This window comes from Massilia pseudoviolaceinigra (assembly GCF_030846505.1).
Lineage (GTDB): Bacteria > Pseudomonadota > Gammaproteobacteria > Burkholderiales > Burkholderiaceae_D > Telluria_A > Telluria_A violaceinigra.
Genome location: NZ_JAVCWL010000025.1, coordinates 41,056 through 54,833, shown reverse-complemented (window position 1 = coordinate 54,833; position 13,778 = coordinate 41,056). Strand labels below are relative to the sequence as shown.

General features: G+C 61.2%; 12 protein-coding genes and 1 tRNA gene. 9 read left to right on the top strand and 4 right to left on the bottom strand.

Translation table 11 applies throughout. The features are described from left to right. The first annotated feature begins 57 nt into the window (after positions 1–57). The 7 genes from RBA40_RS22825 to RBA40_RS22795 all read left to right on the top strand — a co-directional run bounded on the left by RBA40_RS22825 (position 58) and on the right by RBA40_RS22795 (position 7,790). Positions 58–1,266, top strand: coding sequence for a BaiN/RdsA family NAD(P)/FAD-dependent oxidoreductase (locus tag RBA40_RS22825; RefSeq protein WP_306650199.1), 1,209 nt, complete (start codon positions 58–60; stop codon positions 1,264–1,266). Positions 1,267–1,385: 119 nt separating this feature from the next. Beyond that, complete coding sequence (gene rpsU, locus RBA40_RS22820) at positions 1,386–1,598, top strand: 30S ribosomal protein S21 (protein ID WP_008451879.1); 213 nt, start codon at positions 1,386–1,388, stop codon at positions 1,596–1,598. A 164-nt stretch (positions 1,599–1,762) separates the two neighbouring features. Next, positions 1,763–2,212, top strand: a complete 450-nt coding sequence (locus tag RBA40_RS22815; RefSeq protein WP_099875291.1) for a GatB/YqeY domain-containing protein — start codon at positions 1,763–1,765, stop codon at positions 2,210–2,212. Positions 2,213–2,363: 151 nt separating this feature from the next. Further along, positions 2,364–4,148 (top strand): DNA primase, encoded by a 1,785-nt coding sequence (gene dnaG, locus RBA40_RS22810; protein ID WP_306650197.1) that lies wholly within the window; start codon positions 2,364–2,366, stop codon positions 4,146–4,148. A 512-nt stretch (positions 4,149–4,660) separates the two neighbouring features. Continuing rightward, positions 4,661–6,877, top strand: a complete 2,217-nt coding sequence (gene rpoD, locus RBA40_RS22805) for an RNA polymerase sigma factor RpoD (protein ID WP_306650196.1) — start codon at positions 4,661–4,663, stop codon at positions 6,875–6,877. Between the two features lie 100 nt (positions 6,878–6,977). Further along, positions 6,978–7,056, top strand: a tRNA-Ile gene (locus tag RBA40_RS22800). A gap of 248 nt (positions 7,057–7,304) precedes the next feature. After that, complete coding sequence (locus tag RBA40_RS22795; protein ID WP_306650195.1) at positions 7,305–7,790, top strand: nuclear transport factor 2 family protein; 486 nt, start codon at positions 7,305–7,307, stop codon at positions 7,788–7,790. A gap of 168 nt (positions 7,791–7,958) precedes the next feature. Here RBA40_RS22795 and RBA40_RS22790 read toward each other — a convergent pair whose 3' ends face one another. Then, positions 7,959–9,113, bottom strand: a complete 1,155-nt coding sequence (locus RBA40_RS22790) for a hypothetical protein (RefSeq protein ID WP_306650193.1) — start codon at positions 9,111–9,113, stop codon at positions 7,959–7,961. Positions 9,114–9,435: 322 nt separating this feature from the next. On the opposite strand from RBA40_RS22790, the gene RBA40_RS22785 reads away from it, so the two are divergent. Continuing rightward, on the top strand, positions 9,436–10,404 hold the full coding sequence (locus tag RBA40_RS22785) for a hypothetical protein (protein WP_306650191.1): 969 nt from the start codon (positions 9,436–9,438) through the stop codon (positions 10,402–10,404). 51 nt (positions 10,405–10,455) lie between these two features. Here RBA40_RS22785 and RBA40_RS22780 read toward each other — a convergent pair whose 3' ends face one another. Beyond that, entirely contained in the window at positions 10,456–10,872 is a 417-nt protein-coding gene (locus RBA40_RS22780) for a MarR family winged helix-turn-helix transcriptional regulator (protein WP_306650190.1), read from the bottom strand. 136 nt (positions 10,873–11,008) lie between these two features. Here RBA40_RS22780 and RBA40_RS22775 point away from each other — a divergent pair, with 136 nt between their 5' ends. Then, complete coding sequence (locus RBA40_RS22775; RefSeq protein WP_306650189.1) at positions 11,009–11,743, top strand: siderophore-interacting protein; 735 nt, start codon at positions 11,009–11,011, stop codon at positions 11,741–11,743. On the opposite strand, the gene RBA40_RS22770 is transcribed toward RBA40_RS22775, so the two are convergent. Then, positions 11,725–12,222 carry a helix-turn-helix domain-containing protein gene (locus RBA40_RS22770; RefSeq protein ID WP_306650188.1) on the bottom strand — a complete coding sequence of 166 codons (498 nt, stop codon included), beginning with the start codon at positions 12,220–12,222 and terminating at the stop codon, positions 11,725–11,727. The genes RBA40_RS22775 and RBA40_RS22770 overlap by 19 nt on opposite strands. 94 nt (positions 12,223–12,316) lie before the next feature. Then, positions 12,317–13,747, bottom strand: coding sequence for a pyridoxal phosphate-dependent decarboxylase family protein (locus tag RBA40_RS22765; RefSeq protein WP_306650187.1), 1,431 nt, complete (start codon positions 13,745–13,747; stop codon positions 12,317–12,319). Positions 13,748–13,778 lie beyond the last annotated feature (31 nt).

Below are 13,778 nucleotides of genomic sequence, written 5' to 3'. Positions count from 1 at the left end.
CAAGGCTGCGCGGTTTACAATCACTGTTTTAGTGATTAGCGGAAACCGGCATACGCCATGGCAAAACAATTTGATGTAGCAGTGATCGGCGCGGGCGCGGCCGGGATGATGTGCGCGGCCGTCGCCGCCCAGCGCGGCAAGCGCGTGGTGTTGATCGACCATGCGGAGAAGCTTGCGGAAAAGATCAGGATTTCTGGCGGAGGGCGTTGTAACTTCACCAATATCAATACCGCGCCGCAGAATTTTTTGTCGGACAATCCCCATTTCTGCAAGAGCGCATTATCGCGTTATACGCCGCAGGATTTTCTGGCACTCGTAAAGAAACACCGCATCGGCTATCACGAGAAGCATCGCGGCCAGCTGTTTTGCAATGAGTCGGCCGAACAGATCATCCAGATGCTCAAGGCCGAGTGCGCCAGCGGCGATGTGACCTGGCGCATGCCGTCCAAGGTCGAGTCGCTCGACAAAACCGCCGACGGCTTCTTCATCCTCACCGACAGCGGCGAGATTTTGGCCGACAGCGTCGTCATCGCCACCGGCGGCTTGTCGATCCCCAAGATCGGCGCGACCGATTTCGGCTACCGCATCGCGGCCCAGTTCGACCTCAACATGGTCGAGCCGCGCCCGGGCCTGGTACCGCTCACTTTCGACGGCCCCAGCTGGGAAGCCTTCGTCCCGCTGGCCGGCATCGCGCTCGAAGTCGAGATGGAAACCGGCAGCAACAAGGGCAAGGGTAACAAGCGCGGCCATTTCCGCGAGGACTTGCTGTTCACCCACCGCGGCCTGTCCGGCCCGGCCATCCTGCAGATTTCCAGCTACTGGCAGCCGGGCACGCCGATCATCGTCAACCTGCTGCCGGAGATGGATGTGGCGCAGGAGCTGATCGACGGCAAGAGCACCCTCAAGAAGCAACTGGGCAACGTGGTCTCGCAGTGGCTGCCGGTGCGCCTGGCCGAGGTCTTGATCGGCGTCGCCGGCCTCACGCCCGATGCACGCCTGGCCGACCTGCCTGACGCGAAACTGCGCAAGCTGGGCGACGCCATCAACCGCTGGGCCATCGTGCCGACCGGCTCGGAAGGCTACCGCAAGGCCGAGGTGACCCTGGGCGGCATCGATACGCGCGAGCTGTCGCAGCAATCGATGATGGCCAACAAGGTGCCGGGCTTGTATTTCATCGGCGAGGCGGTCGACGTGACCGGCTGGCTGGGCGGCTACAATTTCCAGTGGGCGTGGGCATCGGGCGTGGCGGCCGGGCAGGCGGTGTAAGCGGACGGTGGGTTGTTGCGAAACAGCAAAAGCGGATGAGTAAAAGCGAAATACTTCCAAAGCTGGGTGATCGGTGCTATTATCTCGTTCTTCCCTAAATCTAACGGTTTGATTTTTACATGACCACTATTCGCCTTAAAGAAAACGAGCCGTTCGAAGTCGCAATGCGTCGCTTCAAACGCACCATCGAAAAAACGGGTCTGCTGACCGAACTGCGCGCACGCGAGTTCTACGAAAAGCCAACGGCTGAGCGCAAGCGCAAGCTGGCAGCTGCCGTGAAGCGTCATTACAAGCGCATCCGCAGCCAGCAACTGCCTAAGAAATTATTCTAAGACTGTCCAGTCGAACCTGATCCGGTGACGGCCAACAGCCTGACCGGGTCACTGTTTTTACTGTAGTCGCAGACCCGCTCCGGTTTACCGCAGCGGGTTTTGCTATTTGGATTTTGCTGCTTGTACCTGCTATTAAATCATCATTTATCGATACGAGGATTGCCATGGGCTTGAAAGAACAAATTACCGACGACATGAAAACGGCGATGCGCGCGAAAGAAGCGGCCAAGCTGGGCACGATCCGCCTGATCCTGGCCGAGATCAAGCGCCGCGAAGTCGACGAGCGCATCGAGCTCGACGATGAACAAACCCTGGCGATCATCGAAAAAATGATCAAGCAGCGCAAGGATTCGATCACCCAGTTCGAAGCGGGCAACCGCGCCGACCTGGCCGACATCGAAAAAGCCGAACTGGCCATCCTTGCCGCTTACATGCCGGCCGGCCTGTCGGAAGAAGAAATTGCCGCCGAAGTGGCCGCCGCCGTGACCGCGTCGGGCGCTGCCGGTCCGCAAGACATGGGCAAGGTCATGGGCTTGCTCAAGGCGAAATTGCCAAAAGGCACCGACATGAGCGCCGTTTCGGGCTTGATCAAGAAGGCGCTCGCGCCCGCCTGATCGTCCTACGGAACATTCCCGCGGAAGCTGCCGCGTCCAGCCGACGCGCCCAGGCGACACGGTACCCGACGCGTCCGCGTCTTGTCGCAGATCAAATCTGTGGCGGGCGCGGCGGTATAGTCTGACCTGACACAAAGACTGTTCATCGCACGTGATTCCACAATCCTTTCTGACCGATTTACTCAACCGCATCGACATCGTCGATGTGGTCGGCCGCTATGTCCAGCTGAAGAAGGGCGGCGCCAATTTCATGGGCTTGTGCCCGTTTCACAGCGAAAAATCCCCCAGTTTCACCGTCAGCCCGACCAAGCAGTTCTACCATTGCTTCGGTTGCAGCGCGCATGGCAACGCGGTTGGCTTCCTGATCGAGTATTCCGGCATGGGCTTCATCGATGCCGTCAAGGACCTGGCCCAGGGCGTGGGCATGGTCGTGCCCGATGCGGACGACAAGATTGCGCCGCTGCAGCGCGCCGCCAACCAGGCCCAGGCGCTGGCCCTGACCGAAGCCATGACCCAGGCCTGCGATTATTACCGCGGCCAGTTGCGCGGCGCCACGAATGCCATCGCCTACCTGAAAAACCGCGGCCTGACCGGCGAAGTGGCGGCCCGCTTCGGCATGGGCTACGCCCCGTCCGGCTGGGATAACCTGCGCACCGTGTTCCCCGATTACGAGGTGCTGGCGCTGGTCGAATCCGGCCTGGTGATCGACAAGGTCGACGAAGACGGCGGTAACAAGAAGCGCTATGACCGCTTCCGCGAGCGCATCATGTTCCCGATCCGCAATACCAAAGGCCAGGTGATCGGCTTCGGCGGCAGGGTGCTCGACCAGGGCGAGCCGAAATACCTCAATTCCCCCGAAACGCCGCTGTTCCAGAAGGGCCTGGAGCTGTACGGCCTGTTCGAGGCGCGCCAGGCCATCCGCGACGCCGGCTACGTGCTGGTCACCGAAGGCTATATGGATGTGGTCGCGCTGGCCCAGCTCGGCTTTCCGCAAGCGGTGGCCACGCTCGGTACCGCCTGCACCAGTACCCACGTGCAAAAGTTGCTGCGCCAGACAGACAGCGTGATTTTCAGTTTCGACGGCGACAAGGCCGGCCGCCGCGCCGCCCGCCGCGCGCTCGAGGCCTGCCTGCCGCAGGTGAGCGACAACAAGACCATCAAGTTCCTGTTTTTGCCGGCCGAGCACGATCCGGACAGTTTCGTGCGCGAGTTCGGCGCCGATGTGTTCGAGCAAGAGATTCACGAAGCGATGCCGCTCTCGCAGTTTTTGCTGCGCGAAGTGTCGGGCGAACACGATCTTTCCACGTCGGAAGGGCGCGCCCACGTCCAGTTCGACGCCAAGCCGCTGCTGCAATCGATGACGCCAAGTTCCCTGCGCCTGCAGATCGTGCGCGGCCTGGCCAGCATGACCGAGTCCACGCCGGCCGAAATCGAGGCGCTGTTCGAGTTGTCCAAGCCGGTGTCGGTGGCGCGCCGGGCGCCGCCGCGCCAGGGCCGGCCCGAGCCGGTCGGGCTGGAATTGCAGATCCTGCGTCATCTGGTGGCCCATCCGCCGCTCAGCCTGGAACTGGACGAGGCGGCCCTGGCCGCGTTCAACCATTTCGGCCCGGACGCGGCCGAGCGCTTGCTGTACCTGGTCGCCTGCGGCCAGGCGCTGGGGGCGAACGGCAGCTTTGCCGCCTTGTCCCAGCATCTGAAGGATACGAGCAACGAATACGATGGCCTGGTGGCCGAGATCGCCTCGGAGCCGGAATCGGACTTCGACAGCGTGAAATTGTGGCTCATCGGGGCTGTGAGGCAGATCAAACTTGCAGCGCTTAAACAGGAGCTGACCCAGTTGTTTTCCGCCGGGCTGACCTCAGATCAGGTAGGTGTGCGGTACCGCGAAATCATGGCGGAGCAAAAGCGTCTGGAGGATGACGGCGCAGCGGCCTAGACCCCTCGCAAAGGTGAAATCGGGGTCCGGCACAGGGGGCGTTTGGCACTGGAAAAAGACGGACTGCGTGCTATAATAAAACGATAAGTGTTGTGTTCGCAGAAATTTTTTCGTTGTCCGTAAGTTGTATTTCTTTCAGTGAGTTAGGCTCTTGATCGGCGCAAAGATGGTGGGCGTCGGCGGCCAGGGCCAGCTTTGGTTGCGACGGCGCGCTGCGCGGTCGATGGCAAACATCGGTTTGCTTTTCAACCACACACGGCTCGCGCCTCCAACCGCCGTTGTTTGCAGTAGACTACTGCCGAAATCGCGCGGGTCGTGCCCGTAAGGTGATGTAAAGGTGTTATGAGTGCAGCAATGCCGGAGCGGTCTGCGAAGGCCGGTCCGGGACGTAGGGCCCAAAAGGCCGGCAACAAACTTTATCTTAATCCACCATAAAGCTAGTCGTTGTGACATCGAAAGCGCCTGTGCCAATCAAGAAACCTGAAACCCAAACGGCTGATAAGCCAACGAGAATGTCTGCCAAGGCGGATAAAGCGCAAGACAAGGCGGAAACGCGGACCACGAGTACAAGTTCGGGTACGAGTACGAGCGCGACCCCTGTCGTCAGCCAGACCACCGATGCCGCCGCGCTGGCCGCGATCGACACGTCCGGTTACGTGCTGCCCTCAGTCAAGGTACCGGGCAGGCGTGGGCGCAAGCCGAAAGAATTCCAGCCCGAGAACGATGAAGTGGCCGCCCTCAACGCGGTCGAGCGGGCCGAGCTGAAAGCGGTCGACAAGGCCAAGGCCAAGGACCGCAAGGCCAAGGAAAAGGCCCTGCTGAAAGACGCTTTCTCGTCGGATACCGAAGCGACCGAGGAAGAACTCGAGCGGCGTCGTCAAAAGCTCAAGACCCTGATCAAGTTCGGCAAGGAACGCGGTTTCCTGACCTACGCCGAAATCAACGATCACCTGCCCGAAAATATCGTCGATCCGGAAGCGATCGAAGGGATCATCGGCACCTTCAACGACATGGGGATCGCGGTCTACGAGCACGCGCCCGATGCCGAGACCTTGCTGCTGTCGGACAATGTCGCCACGGTCACCAGCGATGACGAAGCCGAGGCCGCGGCCGAAGCGGCGCTGTCGACGGTCGACTCCGACTTCGGCCGCACCACCGATCCCGTGCGCATGTATATGCGCGAGATGGGCTCGGTCGAGCTGCTCACGCGCGAAGGCGAGATCGAGATTGCCAAGCGGATTGAAGATGGCCTCAAGGACATGATCCAGGCCATTTCCGCCTGCCCGGTGACGATCGCCGAAATCATTTCCGCCGCGATCCGCATCCAGAACGACGAAATCAAGATCGACGAAATCGTCGACGGCATGGTCGACCCGGACGAACCGCTCGAGCCTGTCGTGGCGCCGGTCGCCACCGACGAGGATGAAGACGAGGAAGAGGCCGACGAGGAAGAAGAGGAAGAGGAAGAAGAGAACAACGCTTCCGGCGCCGCGGGTTTCTCGGCCGAACAGCTCGAAGCGCTGAAAAACCAGGCGCTGGAAAAGTTCGACATCATCTCGGTGCAGTTCGACAAGATGCGCAAGGCCTTCGAGAAAGACGGCTACAACTCGAAAGCCTACGTCAAGGCGCAGGAATCGATTTCCAACGAACTGCTCGGCATCCGCTTCACCGCCAAGGTGGTCGAGAAGCTGTGCGACACCCTGCGCGGACAAGTCGATGAAGTGCGCCATATCGAGAAGCAGATTCTCGACGTGGCCGTGAACAAGTGCGGCATGCCGCGCGCCCACTTCATCAAGGTATTCCCGGGCAATGAAACGAATCTGGAATGGGTCGATGGCGAAGTCAACGCCGGCCATGCTTACTCCGCCATCCTCGGCCGCAATATTCCGACGATCAAGGAACTGCAACAGCGCCTGATCGATCTGCAGGCGCGCGTGGTACTGCCGCTGCCTGACTTGCGCAACATCAACCGTCAGATGGCGGCCGGTGAAATGAAGGCGCGCAAGGCCAAGCGTGAAATGACCGAGGCCAACTTGCGCCTGGTAATTTCGATCGCCAAGAAGTACACCAACCGCGGCCTGCAATTCCTCGACCTGATCCAGGAAGGCAATATCGGCTTGATGAAGGCCGTGGACAAGTTCGAGTACCGCCGCGGCTACAAGTTCTCCACGTATGCAACGTGGTGGATTCGCCAGGCCATCACGCGCTCGATCGCCGACCAGGCGCGCACGATCCGTATTCCGGTGCACATGATCGAAACGATCAACAAGATGAACCGCATCTCGCGCCAGATCTTGCAGGAAACCGGCGCGGAACCTGATCCGGCGACCCTGGCGATCAAGATGGAAATGCCGGAAGATAAGATCCGCAAGATCATGAAGATCGCGAAAGAGCCGATCTCGATGGAAACGCCGATTGGCGACGATGACGATTCCCACTTGGGCGACTTCATCGAAGACAACAACACCCTGGCGCCATCGGATGCGGCGCTGCACGCTTCCATGCGTGGCGTGGTCAAGGATGTTTTGGATTCCCTGACGCCGCGCGAAGCGAAAGTGCTGCGCATGCGTTTCGGCATCGAGATGTCGACCGACCACACCCTGGAAGAAGTGGGCAAGCAATTCGACGTGACGCGCGAGCGGATCCGCCAGATCGAAGCGAAGGCGCTGCGCAAGCTGCGTCATCCATCGCGCTCCGACAAGCTCAAGAGCTTCCTGGAAGGTAATTAAGCCTTGACGGGCTGATGCGAAAAGCCATATCCTCTCGCCACTTTGTGACGGGAGGCTTTTCTTCTGGTGGCCGTGTCGGCATCCCCGTCGCATCGATTTCGGGCCTCTAGCTCATGCTTGGTTAGAGCAGCGGACTCATAATCCGTTGGTGCCGTGTTCGACTCACGGGAGGCCCACCAATATTCCGTACAAAAAGAGGGAGACATGAGATTGTCTCCCTTTTTTTCGTTTCAAGACCCCGCGGATCGATGTGGGGGGCGGTCGTGCCGGCCCCTTCGGCACGAAGGATGTATGCATCGGTTAAAGCACACCGCGATCTTATCCTGCATTAAGATTTAGTCCGCATGAGCGCAATCTCGCGCTCGTCGCTGGTGTCGGCGCGGTCGTAAACTGACGGGCGCTCCGCATTTCTGAACAGGAGCATCGATTGAACAAGGCATTCTTTTCGCTGGTTGCGGCATGCGCATTCGCACTTCCGCTGCACGCCTCGGCGCAAGACCCCGTGCAAGCCACGGCTGACCACGCCCAACTGCTGTCAAGCCCGGATCCCAAACTTGCCGCGAACAAGCGCTTTGTCTACGATTTCTGGCGCGAGGTATTGGAAGGCGGCCATCTCGAACTGGCGGACAAATACCTGGCTGAGTCCTACATCCAGCACAATCCCACCGTGCCGACCGGCCGCGAGGGGTTCGTTAAATTCTTTTCCAAGTTGTCGAAGGTAAAACCCATCGCCGCGACGATCAAGTCGCCACTCGTGACGATCATGGCCGAGGGCGACCTGGTCATGCTTGGTTTCGTCAGGGAATATCCGGACCCCGCCGCCGCTGGCCAAAAATATACCACCACCTGGTTCGACATGTTCCGCATCAGGGATGGGAAGATCGTCGAGCATTGGGATCCGGCGCGCAAATAAGCCATCCCGGAGGTCGGCGACATCCCCGAGGAGGCTATTCTGCGCCGTGACCCGGAAACCAGGCTGAAAGGCGTGCCATCCGAACAGGATCCCGGCCAGTATTGGCCTGCCGATGGCGAGACCCGGCGCGAAAGGCGGCGCCCGCGCGCGCCGCCCCGCAGTGCCCCGCTAACTGCCCGACAGGATAATCAGCGAACTGTATTTTTCCAGCAGTACCGCGATCGCGTACAGGGACGCGCCCAGTGCGCCGGCGCCGATCAGCATATTGGTTTTGAAGCCCAGATAGACGATCCATTCGAGCACCAGCAGGACAAAAAAGCACAACAGTATGCTGGCGATGACTTTCAGGTCCAGGAACAGGTAGCCCAGGCTCGCCAATACCGCCAGCACGATAAACAAGGCCAGATACCGGTTGCGGTGCGCTCTGCTGGGCCATGGCGATGCGCCGATCAATAGCGCGAGCGCCAGGCCGATGGTGCAGTAATACTCCAGGCCCGCCTCGAAATACTGGATGGATTCCCGATGGATGCCATTGGTGCGCACGATGCAATAAGCCGCCAGCACGATCAGGTGGCCGAAAACAACGCCCTTCAACATGCGCTCGTCCAGTTTCAGATACAGCGTGCCCGGCGTATAGACCATGTAAAAGGAAAGCACGCCCGACAAACACACCGCGGCGAAAAATCCGAAAATGCTGGACTGATGCATCAATGCCAGCGCGCCAAAATACACCATCCCCAGCGCACAAGCCGTACTTGCCGGCGCCCGGCGAAACAGCGGTATCATTTTTTTCAGCGTTTCCGGAACCACTTTGTAGGTATCGGCAATCCAGGCAACCAGGAGCACGTTGGCGAATCCGCAAAACAGCGCCAGGTAGAAAGCCTGCGATGGCCACATCGCCGCCGGCCACAGCGTTCCAAGTCCTGTGAGGGACAGGAAAACCAGCTGATACACAATGGTCGGCACCTTGATCACATAGGTCCATAGCGCCTTGGCCACCTTGAGCACCGTTTCGTAAAACACCACCAGGAAGCAGATCACCGCAACGACCTTGATGAGATTGACCCAGGACATATAGCGCGACCAGACCGATGGCTGGCTCGCTTCCGCTTTGACGGCGCCTGCCGCCGTTTCCCGGAAGTCGCTCGGGCTGACATATTTGCCGGCGGCTTCCTTTGCCATCCGTTCGCTCAGATAGCCATCTTTCTGCATCTGCCTGATCAGCTCGGTCTTGATATCGCCAGCCGTACGTGAGGACGGGGCGCTTGCCGGCGCCTGATGAGGTTCAGCGGCGGGACCCTGGGCAAAAGCGCGCGCGCTCATGATCAGCATCCATCCAAGGAAGACAAGTCGCCACGCCATACTCATATTTTTTTCGCCTGATTATATTAACAGGATGATAACGCATCCGATGCCGGTTGCGGCGCCAGCAAATCGCCTTTCGCTGCACATCGCGCGTTGAATTGCTAGCCTGCACCTGGGTGATCATGCCGAAAGATAGCGGTCTCAGCGGTTGAGAAGCATCAAACGGAGGCCAGAATCGACCGATACACTCGACTCTTGAAGCAGCCCGTTCGCACTGCGTGCGGGGCGGCATCGACCTTTCGCTGCCACCTTTTTGCGCAGCAATTTCAAGGAGAAACTCATGAAAACAATACTCTCAACCATCGCCGCAGCGTTCGCCATGGCGTTTGCCTGCGGCGCCGTCTCGGCCCAGCCGACCGTGACCACCTCACAAGCCGGCACAGGCAACACGCTGTACGTGGACCAGAAGGCGCCCGATTACGAATACTATGAACTGCGCGCCGCGATCAAGCAGACAGGCAATCACAATGTCGCCGGGGATCCGGCAGCGAAAACGCCGGGCATCCTTCAGGTGCGGTCCTACGATGCCTATGCCGAGATTGTCCAGACCGGAAACAAAAACGCGGCAAGCATAGCGCAGGACAATATCCACCGCAGCGGTACGAACATCAAGCAACTCGGCAGCGACAACAAAGCTGTCGTGAAGCAAAAGAATTCCGGTGAAGTAGCCAATACGATCGAGCAAATTGGCAACCGCAATGCGGTCAATGTCGACCAGCTCGGGTTATTCCCTTTCAGTATCCGGGCCTACCAGACCGGCAACGACAACGACATCACGGCGAAACAGGTCAATTCGGGTTTTGGCGGGCCGCTGGTCGTACAGACCGGCAATTTGAACAAGGTCACGATCGATCAGAATGACGCCGTGTATTCGGGTGTCGAAGTGCAGCAGCTGGGCAATGCGAATAACGCCAGCGTCAGGCAAAACAATTCCTACTTCACGCGCCAGCAGTCCATCATCCAGAAAGGAAACAACAACCTCGCCAGCAGCGACGAACAAGGCAACGATAATGCCAGCCTGATTGTCCAGACCGGTAATCTCAATAAAGCCACTGTCGTCCAGCGTCTGGACTACAGCCAGTCGCTCATTACCCAGACCGGTAACAGCAATATCGCGTCCGTCACGCAAAACGGCGGCAAGAACTACGACACGCCGAACATCGCGACGATCGCCCAGAATGGCAATGGCTTTTTCGCCAGCATTACCCAATCGGGCAGCGCCAATCGCACCAGCATCGTGCAGCACTAGCAGTAGCCCGGGAGCCTGGCGGTGGCAGGTTCCCTGGCGCGACTGCCGTTCCTACCCGGCCCGGTCCAGATTGTCCTTCACCTGCAACAGCAGGGCGAGCAGCACTTCCTGCTGCTCCCCGTTCATCCCCCGTACCGCCTGCGCGTTCAGCTTGCCCGCTTCGGCCTGGGCCGCCTGCTGGATGGCCCGGCCGGCGTCGGTCAGCGACAGGCGCGTGTTGCGGCGGTCGGCCGCATCGGCTTGCCCATGCAGCAATCCGCGTTCGCGCAGCCCCGTGATCAGGCGCGCCACCTGCGCCTTGTCGCGTCCGCTGTGGCGCGCCAGCTCGCTCTGGGTCGAGCCCGGATGATGGCCGAAAAACGCCAGCACGTTCGCTTCCATATGCGTCAGCTCATGCTGGCCGTCGCGCAATGCCTGGAATTGCTGCGAACGGTACTGGTGCATGATCGAATGAATCAGCTCCAGCACGACATCCTGCCGCGCCGCGCCAGGCCGGGCCGCGCCAGGCCGCGCCGCGCCAGGCCTAGCCTCAGCAGAATGGTTGACATTGTCATTCGATTCGTGGATGATAGGTGACATTGTCAACCAATTGAAAGATAAAGACATGAGTATAGACTCTCGCGTCAGCCGTGTGCAGCGTGTGCGCCACGAGCTCAAGATTCGCCAGGTCGAGGTGCTGAGCGTGCGCGCCATCGGCAGCCATTTCCGCAGCATTACGTTCGGCGGCCCGGCGCTGCACGACTTCCACAGCGCCTCGTTCGACGACCACGTCAAGTTCATTCTTGGCGACGGTTCCGACGCCATCAGGCGCGACTACACCCCGCGCAGCGTCGACCCGGCCGCCGGCGAGCTGGTCATCGAATTCGCCCTGCTCGGCGACGGCCCCTGTGCGGCATGGGCAGCCCAGGCCGAGCCGGGCCAGCAGGTGATCATCGGCGGCCCCAAGGGCTCGCTGATCATTCCGGTCGATTACGAGTGGCATTTGCTGGTCGGCGACGAAACCGGCTTGCCGGCGATTTCGCGCCGCCTGGAGGAGCTGCCCGCCGGCGCCCGCGCCACCGTGATCGTCAAGGTGGACGATGCCGCCGACCGCCGCGCCTTTGCCAGCCAGGCCGAGGTCGACCTGCGCTGGGTCGCCAGCGATGCCGAACTGCTGGCCGCCGTACAGGCCTGGACGCTGCCGGCCGGCGACGGCTATGCCTGGTGCGCCGGCGAGGCTGCCACCATGGCCGCCGTGCGCCAGGAGCTGGTCGGCGTCAAAGGCATGGACAAGACTGCCATCCGCGCCGCTGCCTACTGGAAGCGCGGCGGCAGCGGGTTTCACGAGAACCTGGAGTAAGCCGGTGCGGCTTGCGTGTCGTCAACTGGGGCATCCACCCAGATGCCGTAGCGGTCGCCCTGCCACGACAGCAAGTAGAACAGATACGCCGTGGACAGCATGATCAAGCCCCCGGCCAGCGCCGCTTCGCTCACAAATCCCAGCAGGCAAAACAGAAACCCGCTGGCGTGCGACACGGCTTCGATGCGTTTGGCCACGCGCCGGGTCGGGTGCATATGCAGAAAGCTGAAACCGAACCAGCAGCGCAGCCACAGCGGCAGCGTGTGCCAGTCGAGCGCGTGTTTGTCGATCACGAATGTCTCCTCGTTCAGGGTCGACACCTCCACTTCAAGCACCGCCGCAAGACATTTGAGCGATTCCACACTGGCCTTGTGGCCGCTTTCGATGCGCTGGATCGTCCTGACGCTCAAGCCCGACATCTGGGCCAGCTGTTCTTGAGAAAGATGGCGGCTGATACGCAGTTGTTTAAGAATCATCATGGTTCCCGAGGCTGGTGAACCATGAGTATTGACCGATTTGTGCCGTGTCGGTGACGAAAATCACCCGACAGCGGCCCGACAGCGGTCTTTTGCGCTATCCGCCAGCCTTTTCCCGCGACCGCAAGGCTTGCGCGACCGCCGCCACCGCGCGCGCGACATCGGCGTCGCCGGTCTGCCAATTGCATACCGATACCCGCATGCAGCGCTTGCCGCGCCAACTGGTGTTACTGAACAGCGCCTCGCCGCTGGCCAGCACGGCGCTGGTGACCGCATCCGTCCGGCGGTCGTGCTCGCGTTGGGTGGCGCCCGGGGTGGGATCGAGAAAACGCACCAGCCCCTGATTGACCTGCGGTTCCCACACAAGTTCAACGCCGGGCAGGGCGGCAATGCCGGTCACGAGTGCGTGCGCCGCCGCGCAACAGCGCTCGATCATGGCTTCGACGCCACCGCGTCCGAGCTCGCGCAGGGCGGCATAGGCGGCCACGCCGCGCCCGCGCCGCGACCATTCCGGATTCCAGTCCGCCGGCTCGCGCACCTGATCGCTGTGGGCAACATAACTGGCTTCGTAAGACATGGCGCGCCGCTGCGCATCGGCATCGGCAATAAAGGCAAACCCGCTGTCGTAGGGTACGTTGAGCCACTTGTGACCGTCGGTCGCCCAGGAATCGGCCTGCGCCACGCCAGCGAGCAGATGGCGGTAGCGCGCGCTGGCGTTAGCCCACAGGCCGAAGGCGCCATCCACGTGCACCCAGGCGCCGTAGCGGTGCGCCAGGGGAATCAGATCGGCGAAACGATCATAGGCGCCGATGTTGAGGTCGCCCGCCTGCAGCAGCACGATGACGGCTGCGCCGGCGCTGTCGATCAGCGCCTGTTGCAGCGTCGCCGCTTCGAGCTGGCCGGCCTGGTTGACGGGCAGGCCGCTCACGGCGCCGGTGCCCAGGCCCAGCAAGCGGGCCGCGCGGGTGATGCTGGCGTGGAACTGGTCGCCGCTCAGAATGCGGATCGGCGGCGCGCCGCACAGGCCATTGCGTTCGACATCCCATCCACGGCGCGCCAGCAGCGCATTGCGGGCCGCCGCCAGGGCGGTCGCATGCGCCATCTGGCAGCCGCTGGTGAGGGCGAAGCTGGCGCCACCCGGCAGGCCGAGCAATTCCTTCAGCCAGGCGCCGCAGACCTCTTCAATCACGGTCACGGCCGGCGCGCAGGCATACGCGGCTGCGTTCTGGTCCCAGGCGCTGGTGAGCCAGTCGGCCGCCAGCGCGGCCGGCAACGCGCCGCCGATCACCCAGCCGAAGAAACGCCCGCCTGCGCTGCCAGTGATGCCGCCGGCCGTGTCGGCGGCCAGTTCGTCGATCACTTGGGCGGCTGGCATGCCGCCATCGCTTAACGGCCTGGACAGACGTGCGCGCAGCGTGTCGAGGCTGGCGCGGGCCCCGACCGGTTGCTGTTCCAGATGATCCAGATGGGCCAGTGCGTGGCTCAGGGCACGTTCCAGTGCCGGGCGAAACGGGGAAATGGTAGTCATGGCGATGCGCGGCGGCCTTGTTCAAATGTGG